Consider the following 15362-nt stretch of genomic DNA (forward strand, 5'->3'; position numbering starts at 1 on the left):
CCGTAAGTCTGCACATGCAGCGCGGCATTCGGATGTACCGACGCCAGCCATCGGCGCGAGTGCGTTGGGACAGGTCATGCCAGATTGATTCATGGTGAGTTCCGCCGAAATCATGCCGTAGTGGATGTCGTCGCCCGAACAGCTCTTTGACGTAAATACACGTTATTCAAAAGCAGTGCCGCCGCTGTTAGCGATGCACCCACTACCTGAGCGCTATTGGGAACGACACCGATCAATGCGGAGGCAACAAACGCAGTGATCGGAACAACATCCATGAACAGCACACCATTCATCGGCCCCAGGATTCGATTGCCAGAAATCCAGAAGAGAATGGCCAGAAAACCTGCTATCGGCCCCATATAGGCCAGGTGCGGCACAATTTCCCGCAGCGTTGAAATAGTTGGCGCGGGAATGGCGTGTGCGGCAATAAGCATCACGTTCACACCGAAAATCGTGGTTAATCCGAGCCACGTTGTCATCGTCGTGTACTTGAGTGCGGACCAACGAGTGAAGTATGCGGAGCTAAAAGTATAGATGACCCAGCACAATGCCCCGATCACGATAAGAGCACTTGCTGCGTAGTGCTGAGGCTCGTGTAACGCTGTCAATATGTCTCCGCGTGTAATAACCAGCGACACTCCTAAGAACGAAATTACGACGAAAACAAGTGAAAATAACGGCGGAGCCGTCCGTCGCACCAGAGCATTGACAAGTAATCCCATCATCGGCTGAGTCGCCATCATGATGGACGCATTGAGCGCACCCTCCGGGCCTGCCAGTTGCTGTCCCAGAAATACAAACGAGCCGAAACCACAGAAGCCGATTGACCCCATGAGCCACGCAAGCCACAGCGACTGGCCATCCGCTCGAAACGCGCTGGCGCCTTCCCGATGTCGCAACAACATGGCGAATGCAATGCCGGCAATCAGGTAGCGCAGTGAGGTGAAGGTGAACGGATCAACATGGGTCAATGCATCGGTCATGACGGGAAACATCACCCCCATCAGCATGGTTGCGACAAAACATAACACGACGCCATTCCAATAGCTGGTTGACAGTGAGGACGAAGCCGATTTTAAATTCATGACCAATCATTCTCAAAATAGACAAAAAATCGGCAACTGCCGACGCCAACAGAATCAAGTCCACCCGATGGAGGATTTCCCAGTTTCAGACTAACGTACGCATGGTCATATCCACGATTGATATAAGCGCCGCCTCATCCATATCAACCTTGCCGAGTACGCGCATTCCCTGCACCATGCAGAGCAGATAGCGCCCGACTTCTTCCGCATCCAGGCTCCGATCGAATTGGTCGACTTGCTGACCGCGTGCGACCGCTAAGCTAAACTGCATGGCGATGCGCTGTAGCGTCGATTCGATATGCGGCCGCAAGATTTCGTCACTAGGCAAGAGTTCGATCACGGTATTTGTAATGAAGCAGCCGTGTCGGTCGAGCAGATTTACACTCACTCTCGTATAGTGCAAAAGGGCTTCTCGCAACGCCTGCCGTGGAGGTAGGTCGCTCGACAGCCGTTCTTTCAAGCGCGCAATCGCACCTTCCGCATACTGATCGAACGCGGCGGTCAGCAAACCATGCTTGTCACCGAATGTTCGATATAAGCTTCCCTTAAAAACACCTGTTGCCTCGCACAGCGCATCCACCGGCGTGGCGTGATAACCCTGCTCCCAGAAGACACGGGCAACGGCCTGGATTGCCTGGTCGGCATCGAATTCCCGTGGCCGCCCCCTTTCGGAAGTCCCCCGAATACGAGGGCGAGATGATGAGGATCTGTTCATGGCGTGGATAATAGAACTGATTGGTCTCAAAATCAACACCCTCACACCGAGGTATGACGCTAAAGCGTGCGGTTCCCCGAATTGTCGATCAGTGGTGCGACTTCTTCGCGTGCCATTGACCGGACTTTTCATCCTTTTCGTAGGTCTTCTTCACGGCGGCCCAGGCAACTTTGTGTGCGGTCTCTTCGCGCGATTCATGACCACGACGTTCGCCGGGATCGCGGTACTCATCCCAGGCGGAATTGAACGCCTCGAGGTAAATCTCCTGTGCATGCGCCGGCAAGTGATCCTTGACGCTTGCCGGCAGATCGTGAGTCTGACGATAAGGCATGGTGATGTCTCCTTGCACACGGCCCGCCCGATGTCAGGTGGGGACCGTTGGTAAAACTTCGGTTATACCGGCGGATTGCACCAGGCACAGCGCCGCCGGCGTCAGATACGCCCCAAGAGCAAAAGTACCAGCACGATTATCACCACCAGTCCGATGCCACCGGACGGATAGTAGCCCCATCCGCGACTATGCGGCCACGCGGGTATCGCGCCGATCAACAACAGAATCAAAACAATCAACAAGATGGTGCCAAGCATGACTCTCCTCCCTTGCCGATCCGGCCGCTAATCGTGCGAGCACGGCTGAACGGTCATGATCCGCACATTGCCACTTACAGCGGTAACGTAAGCGGCAGTTCTTCCACTGGAGGATCCAGTGGTTCGTCAGGCGGGGGGACCGGCGTCGGTTCGTCCTCATCGGGAGGCGGCGACTTCGGCGGCGGTATCCCAGGCGGCTTGCCTGGGTCGTAAGGCTCAGGCAGGTGCGCATACAGGCGAGGAGCCTGCGTCAGCCGGCGGATTTCAATTGGGCTCAGCATGAACGAGGTCTCTCGCGGCTCAAAGCCAGTACGGGTCGACGGTGTAATACGCATGTACCTGCTCGGCCCAATGCAGGTCGGCCATACTCGGCCAGCAATCTTTGTCGAAGCCCGGCGCCTTCCTGAGCGCTTCCTTGTCAATGCCCAAAATGAAGCGCTTGTTTCCAACGTCGAGCTGCAGCGCATGCCACGGAATGGCGAACAGTTTGTCACCCATGCCCAGAAAACCGCCGAACGACAATACGGCGTACGCGATGGTGCCGTGCTGCACATCGAGCATGATGTGCTTGATCTTGCCAAGGTTTTCGCCAGCAGGGTTCACCACATCTTCGGCATCGAGCGTGTCGGCAGCCATTACCGACGGCCCAGGGCCATCATGCAGCTTTCGGGGAGCACCCACGATGCGTGCGCCTGGTTGGGCCGTCGGATCCCGACCGGTTTGCATGGTCATGATTTTCTCCTTCGTCCAGTGGTGTCGAGGCGCGAGAACACTCGCCCTCGACATGACGAAATCTGAGTTACTTCATTACCTTGATGTCGTCCTTGACGTCGACCACACCGTCAACGCCCTTGACCGTATCCACAACGAGGGTCCGTTGCGCCGGCTGTGGTACCGAGCCGGTCAGATGCACCACGCCATGACGCGTGGTCACGTGGATCTTGGTCGACGGCACGTCCTTCTTGGCGAATAGCTCGGCCTTGATCTTGGCGGTAAGCGCCGAATCGTCGATCTTGCGGCCGGCATCGCTCATGACGCCGCTGGCGCTTGCGTTATCGGCAATCTTGATGATCCCGCCCTGATCGAGGGCGTGTGCGGCAAGGCCCGTCGTTGCGAGTGCACCGGCCATGACAAGTTTGAGCAGATTCGATTGTTTCATTGTTGATCTCCCGAGAATTAGCCGTCACATCGGCAACATTGTTGCTTTGGGCATCACTTCCTGCACGCCTCACGTGCGGCGCCCCTGCGACGACCGGGTCATTGGCGATACATCTCCTCGCTGGGAGATGCCCGATCCTGCCTTTTTGCCAGCCCCCCCGAAGCATGCGTCTTTCGACAACATGGGCCGGGTGGCCGGATGTCCTGTACTGCGGTGTTCCCTCTCAGATCTTGTGACCTTCCTGACTTTCGCCCGGACGGCTCATCGCCTTATCGCGACGCTCGTGCAACCGGTTGTCCACGCCGCTCACGCCGGGGACTTTCGAGACGACCGTCTGCACCACATGCTTCATCCAGCGTTCTGGGACATAGCCCGTAAGCAACACCAGTCCCGAAGCCACCGTGACGTCGACATGCGATACCTCGAGGTCGCGTGCTTCGGACAACGCCTTGCGGACGTCGTCACGTATCGTGACGTCGGCGGACGACGGGCCACGCGAGTTGGCATGGACGGTGGCGTTTGCCGTCTCTTGCGGCCCGCCCCGCATACCCGCATTCATGTGACCTTGCCCATCTCCATCACGGCCCTGACTCCCTGTGGCCCACTCGGCCTCGCCTAACATCGTTTTGCCTTCGGTGTCACGGGGGGGCGGTGTCACCTCAACCCCTTTCGTGCCTTCCGGCCAATCGACCCGCAGCGACTGAGACAGACGCACCGGGTCAGAGGCACCAAGCCATGCTGGGTCGCTCTGCTTCTGCGCATGCACCGTCTGTGCTCCACGGGCGGCCGGCTGCCCGGTCGCATGTGTTTGTGTATCCGCATCGCTTTCCAACGCGGACGGCTGCGCGCCAATCGTCTCGGCATCACCGTCCTCGTGCGTCAGTGCGTGCTGCTCGTATTGCGTCCCTTCGTCCGTCCCCCTGTCCTGAGACGACTTCCGTGTTGGGGGGATGCGTTTCGCCATGACAACCTCCTTGACTGCCATCCGTGCTGTTGCAACTGGCAGCAGACTTGTTGAAATCGATTGTAGATAGCCGGTTTCATCCGGCGAATCGGCGAAATCTGAAAGATGTGTAGGCGGACGCTGGCAAACGGCACAACGTCGATTTGATGTCGATTTTCACGTTAAAAATTCAAATGAAAATCAATGGTTTAACGCGAATTATGAAAGTAATTCGGGATGATGGAACGTGGCATCTGCACGAGGATTACGTATATATGCCACCTGCAACATCGGACAATTCCTATGAATTACCCGTTTGGCACCGTGACGTCCGCCAGTGCGGCGCGCACTCGCCACGAGGAATCGGCATACGCCAAAGCGCTCCCCTCAGCCCTCCGGAATGCATTGGCGGGATTCCCCCCCTCATGCCATGAAGTCGGCGGCCATGTCGGCATCGGTGCGGGCTTCGAGCCGTCCGTCGCGGCACGCCTTGCGAAACACCTCGTAATCGCGCTCGACCTGATCGGCATAATCTGTCGCGTAATGGCTCAACGCCTCACCCAGACGGACGCCCTTGCCCACGTAACCGACCAGTTCTGCGGCGCATCCGCCGGCTTTGGCGTGGGCACGCGCCAGCACCCACCCGCAAAGGCTCGCATATTCCCTGAAGCCGTCGGCCCTGAACAGCTCGAACTGCGCTGAGATCTTCATGTCGCGCAGCTGGCGTCCGTAGATGCATCGGCCGAACGGGCCGGAACCCCAGCCGAGAAAGGCGTCGGACGCCGCCTGCATGAGACGTTGACCTTCGACCACGCGGCGTCCGTCGTGCTTGGGCGTGACGTTCCTGAAGAAACGCGAGACGACCGACCTGGACGCCTCCTTGAATTGCAGAAAGAGCGGTTGCTCGTGGGTATCCATCATGAGCAACACCAAACACCGCGTGCCGACGCTGCCAACGCCCACGACCTTGAACGCCAGATCCTCCTGCGTATAGTTCGCCAGCATGCGGGCGCGATCGGGTGACAGCGAACTCACATAGCTCTTGTACACGGGAGCGAACAGCTTGCGCCAGTCGCCCAGCCCGAGCCAGTCGTCCTCCGGGCCGAACAGCGTCGTCGCCCCGTGGACGTGGAAGACCGTGGGCGGCGAGTCGCGAATCTGCCAGTGATCGCCGACATGCTGGGCGAACTTGGGCAGCACGTTTTCATGCGTGCGTCCGGTCGCTCGTGCAATGCCGCGTTTGACACCCTCGCGCACACGCTCGGTCTGGGCGAGGCCGAGCATGCGCTCGAACGTGACTTGCTCATGCCATAGCGCGATGGTCGGCATGTGAGCGTACTCGTCCAGACGCCGCGCATAGGCGTCCACGGCAGCACGCACCATCTCGACACCCAGGGTATCGCCAAAGCCGAACTGCCGGGCGGCGAGCATCAGGCTCGCGCACAGACGCTTCAGGTCCCACTCCCAGGGGCCGGGTGCGGTTTCGTCGAAATCGTTCAGATCGAAGATCAACGTGCGCTCCGGCGTGGCGAACCCGCCGAAGTTGGCCAGATGGCAGTCTCCGCAAATCTGCATGGTCAGACCGGTATTCGGGGTGCCAGCAAGATCGTGCGCCTGCACGATGGCGCTGCCCCGGTAGAATGCGAAGGGTGAGGCCAGCATGCGCCCATAGCGCAATGGAACAAGCGCGCCAACGCGCCCATCGCTGCTCGTGCGCAGCAGTTCGATGATGTCCCGGTCGGTATTCCCGAGGTGGGCATGACTGCCGCGAGGCGTTTTCTCTCGCAGCTTTCGCCCAACGGCGACACGGGTTTCGAACGGCACTACCGGCGCTACCGGCACGGGTGGTGTATCGGTATCGACAGGCGGCGTGGGAGCAGAGGACGCGGTGGCCCTCGCTTTGGACGACGCAGACGCAGGCAACGATTTAGCGGGCACGACCAGCTCCTTGTTCTTGCGATGCAGCAGGCGACACAGACGCCGGCGGACGCTCGCCCGCCGGAGCGCTAGCAGGCGCCGGATACCAGTGTTCCGGAGGGATGACGAGTGACGAATCCGGTTGCCTTTGGAAGTGCGGCGACATGATCTGAACGCCGTAACGATTGAAGACGTCCTGAATGTTCTCGTGCAACGCCGAGAGCGCGGCAAAGTGTGTTGACGGGTCTCGCAACGTGGCGAAGATTTCATACTCGGCGTAGAAGTCCGACAAGGCGCGTTGCAGGACATACGGCGCCGGCCGGGCGGCGACCTGGGGCGTTTGTCCTGCGGCTTCGATCAGCATGGCATGAACCTGCCGCCACGGGGTGTCGTAGCCGATGGTGAGCGTCGTGCTGATGGCGACACCTCGCTCGCGGTCCTGCGTCGACAAATTACGCACCGTCGACGCGACAACCACCGCGTTCGGAATGGTCAGCGACTGCTGCGCCAGATTGACGATCTTCACCGAGAGCGCATTGACGCTTACGACCACACCCGTCGCATCGCCGATCGAAACAAGATCACCTTTTTTCAGCGCACGGCTGTATATCACGACCATCCCGCTCATCAACTGGTTGACGATACCGCTCGAGCCCAATGTCACCATCAGGCCCAGCAACACGGACAGTCCCTTGAATACGTCGCTCTGCGCACCCGGCATGTAGGGATAGGCAAAGGTGATCGCCAATCCCCACAACACCACGGAGACCACACGCCGCGTGGCCCCGGCCGTCTCGGGATGCATGCCGGGAATGATCAGACGCCCGCTCTGCACCGCATCGAACACGTTGTTGATGAGGCTTTGCAGCGCCCGTGTCAGCAGAAAGATGACGATGACCGTCATGACTCCCGGGATGGAAGCGGCAACCCCGATCCCGAAACGGTCGACCAGCGTCCACAGAAAGGCCGATAACCGCTCTGCCATCGGCTGACTGACCGGGAACTGCATGAGCACGAAAATCAGGTACAGATAACCGAAGGTCAGTGCCAGACACACGGCGCCGATCTGCACGATCTGATGGACGAGGTGGACCGCCGAGCCGGCCCAGTCGAAGGTGCGCGCGGTGCGCTGCAAAATGCGCTTCTCGAAGGCGCTTTGCAGGCGCGCCTCCAGTCGTGTACGCATACGGCCGACGCTGATCAGGAGCATCGCAAGCACGACCAGGGCGAGCGCGCTGAGGGCAACACCGCGCAGAATGGTCGGCCAATGCAGTTGTTCGCGGCGGGCAGCGAAGGCCACTTGCAGACGTGTTTTAGCGTCCTCGGCGGCAGCGTCGAGCGTGCGCGGGTCGCCCGGCGCGAGGTCGTCGGCCGTCAGCGCAAAAAGAATCCGGTCCTGAACGCGAAAGGCGACGCCTGAGACGCTGCCCAACGAGGCCCGCAGCACATCGACCGGAGCATTGAAGGCGCTGGTCGGCAGGCTCTCGAGCACCGACTGCGCCCGCGCCGCACGCACGGCCGGCGTGGCGCCGCCGATTACGCCGCGAAACGTCACGACGGGACGGTCCATGAAGCGCAGCTCAACGCCATCCTGACTATCGGTGGCCGCTTCTGCCTCGTCCTGGGAGACAGCCCCGGACGCGCCGCTGCTCCTGCTTACCGTGTCTGCCCCCCCGGACAAGGCAGAAGCGGCAGACGTTGCCGCCATCGCCGGAAGCCCCGGCGCCATCGTCATTCCACATACCACCAACACTTGCAACAGCCACATGCGAATGCGCATAGCATAGCTCCAGCAGGCAAATTGGCTACCAAGATTGAAGCAGTACGAGGAATTCTGACGGAAATCAGGCAAAATCGAGGGCTGCCGTACTCTGCCCTCGCCTGCTCCCTGGTTCGTGCCCTCGATTTCGTGGTCCGAAGGGTCGCCACCGACCGTTGCACGCGAAACGCCACGAGGGCGCTCATCGCCGAGAACGTACGCCGGAGCGGGTAATGGATGGATTATTCACCATGGCATCGGCACTGTCGAGTATTGGCGCGATGCGCGCGGACATCGGCCGATTCCCTGCTCCCGTCGCGTTGGACGCAGTGCGATGTCGGAAAAATTCCGACACAACCCTCAACTATTGGCCACCCATGCCGATAACCAGTTAAGCGGGACTTTTCGGTTGGTTTTCATATGTCCAGTTCGTACAGTGGTTGGCTTGTTGCGTTATCGCTTGCCGTTGCAGTGCTCGCGTCGTTCACGGCGCTCGACCTTTCGGGTCGCATCTACCTCCTGACTCACCGTGGCATGCGTCACGCGTGGCTTGCCGTGGGCGCTGCCGCCATGGGCATCGGCATTTGGTCCATGCACTTCATCGGCATGCTCGCCCTGTCGCTGTCGCCCTCGTGGTCGCCCCTGACATCGACAACCACCATCCCGCTGGGCTATGACCCCGGCATCACGGCAGGCTCGCTCGGCATTGCCATCGCCATTTCCTGGGCGGCGCTCTGGCTAATTGCCGATGAACGCTTTTCGAAATGGCGGCTGGGCTGTGCCGGCATCACGCTCGGTCTCGGCATCGCTGCCATGCACTACAGCGGCATGGCGGCGATGAAGATGAATCCGGAGATCGAATATGATCCGGGACTCTTCGCGATGTCGATTCTGATCGCGATTGCCGCAGCCACTGCCGCTCTGTGGATCGCCCGGACGCTGCGCGACGGCAGCCTGCGCTATGTCATGGCCAAGCGGGTCGGTGCCGCCGTCGTCATGGGGGCGGCCATCACGGCGATGCACTTCACTGGCATGGCGGCCGCCAACTTTGCGCCGAGCGCCATTTGCGGCGCAGCCGGTGGCGTCAGTTCGCCATGGCTGGTGACGACCATCAGCCTGTTCACCTTCCTGATTCTCGTCACCACGTTGCTCGTCTCGCGCCTCGACGCCCGCACCAGCTTCCTTGCCAACTCCGTGCTGCAACTGAACACGCAGATCGCCCGCATGGCGACTTACGATGCGTTGACCGATCTGCCCAACCGCCGCGCCCTGCACGACGCCGCAGCCCGCATGCTCATCAACTCGCGTCGCGACCAGCGTCGTTTCGCGGTGCTGTTCATGGATCTGGACGGCTTCAAGACCATCAACGATTCGCTCGGCCACAACGTGGGCGACGACGTCCTTCGCGCGTTCGCCAAGCGCCTTCGCAAGAACGTGAACGGCGACGACCTGGTCGCCCGGCTGGGCGGCGACGAGTTCGTCGTGCTGCTGGGGTCTTTGTCGTCACCGGAGGTTGCAGGGCGCGTAGCGCAACGTCTGCTCGACGATATGCGCGACGGATTGCGTGTTGGCGACCAGTCGCTGCACGTCGTGCCCAGCATTGGCGTGGCTCTCTTCCCGGAAGATGGCGACAGCATCGACATGCTGCTCAAGCATGCCGACACCGCCATGTACGAAGCCAAGCGCGCCGGACGCGGCATCTACCGTTACTTCGAGCCGCGCATGAACGCTGCCGCCCAACGCACCTGGGAAATCCAGCAGGCACTGCACGACGCGGAGAACGAAAAGTATTTCTCACTGCATTTCCAGCCGAAATACCGGGGCGACACCGAAGCGCTGGCTGGCGCCGAAGCGCTGCTGCGCCTGGCGCATCCAACCTTCGGAGAGCTACAACCGGTCGACTTCATCCCGGTGGCGGAACGCACTGGTCAGATCGTCCAGATCGGCTATTGGGTCGTGCGCACCACCTGCCAGCACATCAGGGAATGGGACGCCGCCGGACTTCCCCCGGTCAAGGTCGCGATCAACCTCTCACCGCGCCAGATGGCGCAGTCGTCGCTGGTGGAGAACATTGTTCAGATCGTGAACGAGGCGGGAATCGTACACAACCGGCTTATGTTCGAAATCACCGAGACGGTGGCAATGTTCGACGCCCAACACACCATCGACGTGATCCGCGCGTTTCAGGACCACGGCTTCGAAGTGGCGATTGACGATTTCGGCACGGGATATTCGAGCCTCGCGTATTTGCAGCGCTTCCGCGTCAAGCAGTTGAAGATGGACCGATTCTTCACGAACGGGCTCGACACCTGCGGCCGCGAAGGCAGCGCCGTCGTCTCCGCGATCATCGCACTGGCGCACTCGCTCGATATGGATGTGGTGGCCGAAGGGGTCGAGACGGCATCACAGCGCGAGGCGCTCAAGACACTCGATTGCGACGAACTGCAAGGCTTCCTGCTTGGCAAGCCGCTGACTGGCGACGCCTTTGCCCGGCTGCTTGCGTCTCTGCCACACATCCCCGGCACACCGGCAATGGCCTGAGCGGACGCCCGCCACCGCTCGATCAACGACCGGCAGTCTCGGCAGTGGCACCGATGTCAGCGCCTGATACGCTCTGAGCCACCCCCTCGCCGATCGCGAAGGCAGCCGCCAGGGCTAGCCGGTTACGCGTGCCCTCACTGGCCGTCGGCCCTGCGCTCGGAATATGGCGCTTCGGGTCCAGGCGCACCCCCGTCACCGCATCGATCACCACCGGTTCGACGACCTGCCCCGTCTCCCGGTCAATCAGTTGGGCAGAGATGCCTTCCGGCGCAAAGTGCCGGTTTCCCCATGCGAGCAGCGCCCAAAGCACCGGCCGGAAATCTCTGCCGGCATCGGTAAGTAAGTATTCGAAGCGCGGCGGCCGGTCGCAATACTGCCGGCGCACCAGCAAACCTTCATCGACCAGTGCATTCAACCGCCGCGTGAGCATGTTCGGCGCAATGTCGAGACGTCGCTGGAAGTCGTCGAAGCGGGTCGTGCCATAGCCCGCTTCGCGCAGGATCAGAATGCTCCACCATTCGCCCACGCGCTCGAGGCTACGGGCGATGGGGCACTGCATATCGCGGAATGTCTTTCGTTGCATATGGACTCCTCGCGCCCGGAGCGGAACACCGCAGCCTATTACCATGCAAGCGAGCATAAGCGCGACGACACCGGCGGGCAAGCTGGCCGGTGTCGCAGCCATTTCAGCCTTCACACATAATGCAAACACTCAATTATCAAGTTGCATGAAATCAATAGCTTATCGATCAGTTGCAACGCAAATTATCTGAAGTGAATTCTAATGCCAATGACGCAATGTGCGTCTGCACATTGCGCCTTGGGCAGTGCAATCCGGCCCCCGAGGGGGCATTGTCAACGCGACACCAAGGAAGATCAGCCCCTACCCGCCACAAAGCCGGAAGTAATGGCCTCTTACGCCGTCTTGATGGCCCCACCGTTAATGGCATAGTCAGCGCCGTGGATTGCCGCTGCAAGCGGCGAGGCCAGATAGGCTACGAGCGATGCAACGTGCGCCGGGTCGGCAAACTGGCCCGTTGTCGCCCCCAACTCGGCAGGGACATCGCGGAGCAACTGTTCCAACGAGATGCCCCGAGCGGCAGCCAGCTTGGCACCAAACCCATCCGGCCCCGACCATTGTTCGGTGAGAACCGCTCCGGGAGAGATCGTATTCACGCGCACGCCCTGCGGCCCCAATTCCTCAGCAAGGCCTTTGCTGAACGTATTGATCGCGCCCTTCGACGCAGCGTAGGGCAGCGGACCAGTGTGAGGAATTCGAGCACACATCGAGGAAAAATTGATGATGCCGCCACGACGCGCCATCAGATCGGGTAATGCCGCACGGGTTACGCGCACGGTGCTGAAGAAGTTCAGCTCGAACATCTCCATCCATTGCGCATCCGTGGATTCCAAGAATGTCGTCGGGTGCTCCTTATCCCCTCCACCGCCGAGATTGTTGACGAGGAGGTCAAGACCGCCGTACTTGGCCTGCGTTTGCTCAATGAGCCTGCGCGGTCCATCTGCCGCAGTCAGGTCGACAGACACTGGGGTCGCACCCGATTTTTTCAGATCGTCAGTCAAGGTGCGCGCAGCGCCCACGACTTGCATACCTTGAGCGACAAGCTCCCGGACAATCGCGAGACCAATGCCCCGGCTGGCCCCAGTAACGATTGCGGTCTTTCCAGTTAGCTGCAGATTCATCATGTTCGTTTCCGTGAAGTTGGGATATATAAAACGTCCGAATGTACGACGTTTTTAGTACAATAGCCCCATCACTCCATTCACGATTCGATTGTACGAATTATTGCGTACATTCCTAAGATGAGCACCTATCACCCAACGCCGAACCAGATGTTGCTCGAAGAGGTTCTGGCCGCCCTGGGTCATCCCATACGGATGTCCATTGTGTGCGAGATGGCGGCCTCCCCAGGAGCACGCACGTGCGGCAGCTTCCCCGTTTCCGTCACCAAAGCGACAACCACTCATCATTGGCGGGTGCTCCGAGAGTCGGGCATCACGCGAGAGCGCCGAGATGGCCGCACCAAGCTCATCGAACTGCGGCGCGAAGAACTTGAGGCGCGCTTTCCCGGCCTGCTTACCGCCGTGCTGAACGCGAAATCGCTTGAAGGAGCGCCCCAATCAACGGCAACTCAGCCCTCAACCAGCTCGGTGTAGTCGCCCTGGGTTCAGACACGCCGTGAGCGTCGCAAGATTGACGTGGCGGGCGCGGCGATCTTGCTGGCACGGCGCGACCGAACACTTCGACCCGGCAAAGCGCTTCGCGCATCGAGCGCTGCCGCTGCACCGCCAGCCTGCGCGGCAGCCAGCATCGCCTGATAGGTCGCAGTAAGTGACTCCTGCGCACTGACCTGCTCTCGAAGCCGCGCAACCACGGCGTCCTGCAACGCTTTGGCCGCACGCATCCCGTGCTGTGCCTCGCTCATCGCCGCCATACCAGCCTCTGCCTCCTGCAACTCGCGCTGCGATTGCTTGCGCTCCTGCTGTAGCGATTTAATGGACTCGCGCGCGCCGTCCAGTTCGAGCATCAAACGCCGCTCGTTCGCGTCGGCGCGCTCTCCGAGTCTGGTGCGTTCCGCATCCCAGTTGGCGCGGTGCGCAGCGTGCTCGTCCTGAAGCGCTTGCGCGGCCTCTCGCGCGGAAGCAAGAGCCTGCCGAGATGTGACGGCATCCGCCTGCGCGTCGATCAGCAACGCCTCGGCGCGGCGTGCCTGTGCCTGTGCCTCGTCCCTCGCCTGACGCGCATCCGCTGCCGCCGTCTCTGCCGACGCAATCCGCTCGTGGAGCACGGCACGCGACTGCTCCAATGCCTCACGATCCGCCGCCAACTCAGCCTCATGTGCGTCGAGTGCGGCGCGCCGATTTGCCTCCTCCTCGGCCAGCGCAGCACGCCCCTCCTGTAACGCGAGTCCCCACAGATCGAGCGCAGCGCGCGCCACCGACTCCGGCATCGTCACGCCCTCCGGCAATCCGGCAACCGCATTCGCACCACCCTGCAAGCGCCCGCCCAATCCAGCAAACCACGCATCGAGATACGGGCTCACGGTATTGGGCGAACCCCTGCCCAATTGCTGGCGAATGCGCTCGATGGTCGGACGCTGCCCGGCCATCAGCAGCGTATCGGCCGCCATCCACACGTCTTGCTCGGAAATACCGCGCCCACCTTGCCGGAGCAACGGTGCAGGCATGACAGATTTCGGGGTTTGGGACGTAGTCATCGCGATGTACTCCTGGATTTCGACGGCATTGCCAAATAACTCACGATAATGAAAGATTATCGTGAGTTATTTATTGGATTCATTATATTTTATACATATTACATATGAAATCATATGTCAGACAGAAAAAATACGCTTAAACGCGCGCCGTCACCCGATTTGACGTTTAGCGCCGTGACACAAAATCGCCCCGCCTCCACGTTGCCGGCATCTCTGGATCCGGGAGCGCTAGACGCCGATGCGCGTAAAGCCGCGCAAGCGCTCGCGCGGGAAGGCGATTCAGCCAATACGCGTCAAAGTTATCAATCGGCCATGCGCTACTGGATGGGCTGGTATCGGCTGCGTTATGGGCAGGCGCTCGTTACGCCCTTGCCGCCGGCTGTCGTCGTGCAGTTCGTCGTCGATCACGCCCAGCACCAAGGCAAAGATGGCCTCAGAACCGAGATGCCGGACGCCGTCGATGCCGCGCTGGTCACACAAGGTCTCAAAGCTCGCCGGGGGCCGCCCGCGCTCGCCACACTGCTCCATCGACTGAGTGTCATCGCCAAGTTGCATACGTCGCGGGAATTGCCGAATCCGTGTGGCGATCCGGCAGTACGCGAACTGCTGGCGAAAACGCGTCGCGCCTATGCGAAACGCGGCGTCCGGACCGCGAAAAAAGAGGCGCTGACACGCGAGCCGTTGCGTGCGCTGCTGGCGACCTGCGACGACTCGTTGCGTGGCAAACGCGATCGGGCGCTGTTGCTGTTTGCCTGGGCAAGCGGAGGCCGCCGACGCTCCGAAGTCGTACGCGCGACGTGCGAGAACGTCCGGCGCACCGGCCCGGAACATTACGTCTACACACTCAGTTGGTCGAAAACGAACCAGCAAGGCGTCGACCTCCCCGAAAATGAAAAACCGGTCGTGGGCGCTGCGGCGGTGGCGTTGACGGATTGGCTAACGTCGGCGGGCATCACAAACGGTCCGATCTTCCGTCGAGTGCGACGAGGCGGACACGTCGGCGAGCCTCTCTCCGAGGCCGCAGTGCGCGATATCGTGCGCGAGCGCTGCGCACTCGCCGACCTTGAGGGCGACTTCTCCGCTCACTCGTTACGCGCCGGTTTCGTGACCGAAGCGGCGCTTCAACAGGTGCCGTTGGCCGAGACCATGACAATGACGGGACACACGAGCGTGGCGACCGTCATCGGCTACTTCCGGCGGGCGGATATGCTGCGCTCGCGCGCCGCCGATCTGATGGGGGACAACGAGACTCGCACGACCGACGACAGTCCCGGCGAGCCGGTCTGACGCCGCACACCTGAAACGCCTGGCGAGATGCCCCTGTCAAATTTAGCTGCCGCCGACATAAAGATGCATTTAAGTGGTATCTTTTTCGCCATTCAGCGTATGCCATAGTGAACATACTGCTTGCTGTGACCT

15 protein-coding genes are annotated in these 15362 nt (G+C 60.7%); 3 read left to right on the plus strand and 12 right to left on the minus strand.

The window, feature by feature from the left end; genetic code table 11:
* Positions 1–110: 110 nt before the first annotated feature.
* The 9 genes from PHO31112_RS18860 to PHO31112_RS18905 form a co-directional block, all read right to left on the minus strand.
* Positions 111–1085 carry a DMT family transporter gene (locus PHO31112_RS18860; RefSeq protein WP_150621918.1) on the minus strand — a complete coding sequence of 325 codons (975 nt, stop codon included), beginning with the start codon at positions 1083–1085 and terminating at the stop codon, positions 111–113.
* 85 nt (positions 1086–1170) lie between these two features.
* Positions 1171–1800, minus strand: a complete 630-nt coding sequence (locus tag PHO31112_RS18865; protein ID WP_150622097.1) for a TetR/AcrR family transcriptional regulator — start codon at positions 1798–1800, stop codon at positions 1171–1173.
* Positions 1801–1888: 88 nt separating this feature from the next.
* Complete coding sequence (locus PHO31112_RS18870) at positions 1889–2131, minus strand: ChaB family protein (protein ID WP_150621920.1); 243 nt, start codon at positions 2129–2131, stop codon at positions 1889–1891.
* Between the two features lie 101 nt (positions 2132–2232).
* Positions 2233–2388 carry a DUF3309 family protein gene (locus tag PHO31112_RS18875; protein ID WP_010807870.1) on the minus strand — a complete coding sequence of 52 codons (156 nt, stop codon included), beginning with the start codon at positions 2386–2388 and terminating at the stop codon, positions 2233–2235.
* A 300-nt stretch (positions 2389–2688) separates the two neighbouring features.
* Positions 2689–3120, minus strand: a complete 432-nt coding sequence (locus PHO31112_RS18885) for a PRC-barrel domain-containing protein (RefSeq protein ID WP_150621924.1) — start codon at positions 3118–3120, stop codon at positions 2689–2691.
* 67 nt (positions 3121–3187) lie between these two features.
* Positions 3188–3547 carry a BON domain-containing protein gene (locus PHO31112_RS18890; protein ID WP_150621926.1) on the minus strand — a complete coding sequence of 120 codons (360 nt, stop codon included), beginning with the start codon at positions 3545–3547 and terminating at the stop codon, positions 3188–3190.
* A 223-nt stretch (positions 3548–3770) separates the two neighbouring features.
* Positions 3771–4511, minus strand: coding sequence for a BON domain-containing protein (locus tag PHO31112_RS18895; RefSeq protein ID WP_174995785.1), 741 nt, complete (start codon positions 4509–4511; stop codon positions 3771–3773).
* A gap of 402 nt (positions 4512–4913) precedes the next feature.
* On the minus strand, positions 4914–6428 hold the full coding sequence (locus tag PHO31112_RS18900; RefSeq protein ID WP_150621931.1) for a DUF2252 domain-containing protein: 1515 nt from the start codon (positions 6426–6428) through the stop codon (positions 4914–4916).
* Entirely contained in the window at positions 6418–8187 is a 1770-nt protein-coding gene (locus tag PHO31112_RS18905) for a mechanosensitive ion channel family protein (protein ID WP_150621933.1), read from the minus strand. Before PHO31112_RS18905 ends, PHO31112_RS18900 begins: the two co-directional genes overlap by 11 nt.
* Positions 8188–8586: 399 nt before the next feature.
* Between PHO31112_RS18905 and PHO31112_RS18910 the strand changes: the two genes are divergently transcribed.
* On the plus strand, positions 8587–10707 hold the full coding sequence (locus PHO31112_RS18910; protein WP_150621935.1) for a putative bifunctional diguanylate cyclase/phosphodiesterase: 2121 nt from the start codon (positions 8587–8589) through the stop codon (positions 10705–10707).
* A 22-nt stretch (positions 10708–10729) separates the two neighbouring features.
* Here the strand turns inward: PHO31112_RS18910 and PHO31112_RS18915 are convergent, their stop codons facing one another.
* Together PHO31112_RS18915 and PHO31112_RS18920 are read right to left on the minus strand one after the other, a co-directional pair.
* Positions 10730–11290 (minus strand): winged helix-turn-helix transcriptional regulator, encoded by a 561-nt coding sequence (locus PHO31112_RS18915; RefSeq protein WP_150621937.1) that lies wholly within the window; start codon positions 11288–11290, stop codon positions 10730–10732.
* A gap of 332 nt (positions 11291–11622) precedes the next feature.
* Complete coding sequence (locus PHO31112_RS18920; RefSeq protein ID WP_217427048.1) at positions 11623–12411, minus strand: SDR family NAD(P)-dependent oxidoreductase; 789 nt, start codon at positions 12409–12411, stop codon at positions 11623–11625.
* A gap of 117 nt (positions 12412–12528) precedes the next feature.
* Between PHO31112_RS18920 and PHO31112_RS18925 the strand changes: the two genes are divergently transcribed.
* Positions 12529–12882, plus strand: coding sequence for an ArsR/SmtB family transcription factor (locus PHO31112_RS18925; RefSeq protein ID WP_150621939.1), 354 nt, complete (start codon positions 12529–12531; stop codon positions 12880–12882).
* An 11-nt stretch (positions 12883–12893) separates the two neighbouring features.
* On the opposite strand, the gene PHO31112_RS18930 is transcribed toward PHO31112_RS18925, so the two are convergent.
* The gene (locus tag PHO31112_RS18930) at positions 12894–13943 is read right to left on the minus strand and encodes a DNA-binding protein (protein ID WP_246178376.1); all 1050 of its coding nucleotides are present in this window, start codon (positions 13941–13943) and stop codon (positions 12894–12896) included.
* 174 nt (positions 13944–14117) lie between these two features.
* Here PHO31112_RS18930 and PHO31112_RS18935 point away from each other — a divergent pair, with 174 nt between their 5' ends.
* Positions 14118–15230, plus strand: a complete 1113-nt coding sequence (locus PHO31112_RS18935; protein WP_246178378.1) for a site-specific integrase — start codon at positions 14118–14120, stop codon at positions 15228–15230.
* Positions 15231–15362 lie beyond the last annotated feature (132 nt).

It is taken from the genome of Pandoraea horticolens (genome assembly GCF_902459555.1).
GTDB lineage: Bacteria > Pseudomonadota > Gammaproteobacteria > Burkholderiales > Burkholderiaceae > Pandoraea > Pandoraea horticolens.

What these genes read in the sequence shown, in the direction of transcription:
- PHO31112_RS18860 (WP_150621918.1), bottom strand. Translation starts at nt 1,085, where the DNA reads ATGAATTTAAAATCGGCTTCGTCCTCACTGTCAACCAGCTATTGGAAT.
- PHO31112_RS18865 (WP_150622097.1), bottom strand. Translation starts at nt 1,800, where the DNA reads ATGAACAGATCCTCATCATCTCGCCCTCGTATTCGGGGGACTTCCGAA.
- PHO31112_RS18870 (WP_150621920.1), bottom strand. Translation starts at nt 2,131, where the DNA reads ATGCCTTATCGTCAGACTCACGATCTGCCGGCAAGCGTCAAGGATCAC.
- PHO31112_RS18875 (WP_010807870.1), bottom strand. Translation starts at nt 2,388, where the DNA reads ATGCTTGGCACCATCTTGTTGATTGTTTTGATTCTGTTGTTGATCGGC.
- PHO31112_RS18885 (WP_150621924.1), bottom strand. Translation starts at nt 3,120, where the DNA reads ATGACCATGCAAACCGGTCGGGATCCGACGGCCCAACCAGGCGCACGC.
- PHO31112_RS18890 (WP_150621926.1), bottom strand. Translation starts at nt 3,547, where the DNA reads ATGAAACAATCGAATCTGCTCAAACTTGTCATGGCCGGTGCACTCGCA.
- PHO31112_RS18895 (WP_174995785.1), bottom strand. Translation starts at nt 4,511, where the DNA reads ATGGCGAAACGCATCCCCCCAACACGGAAGTCGTCTCAGGACAGGGGG.
- PHO31112_RS18905 (WP_150621933.1), bottom strand. Translation starts at nt 8,187, where the DNA reads ATGCGCATTCGCATGTGGCTGTTGCAAGTGTTGGTGGTATGTGGAATG.
- PHO31112_RS18910 (WP_150621935.1), top strand. Translation starts at nt 8,587, where the DNA reads ATGTCCAGTTCGTACAGTGGTTGGCTTGTTGCGTTATCGCTTGCCGTT.
- PHO31112_RS18915 (WP_150621937.1), bottom strand. Translation starts at nt 11,290, where the DNA reads ATGCAACGAAAGACATTCCGCGATATGCAGTGCCCCATCGCCCGTAGC.
- PHO31112_RS18920 (WP_217427048.1), bottom strand. Translation starts at nt 12,411, where the DNA reads ATGATGAATCTGCAGCTAACTGGAAAGACCGCAATCGTTACTGGGGCC.
- PHO31112_RS18925 (WP_150621939.1), top strand. Translation starts at nt 12,529, where the DNA reads ATGAGCACCTATCACCCAACGCCGAACCAGATGTTGCTCGAAGAGGTT.
- PHO31112_RS18930 (WP_246178376.1), bottom strand. Translation starts at nt 13,943, where the DNA reads ATGACTACGTCCCAAACCCCGAAATCTGTCATGCCTGCACCGTTGCTC.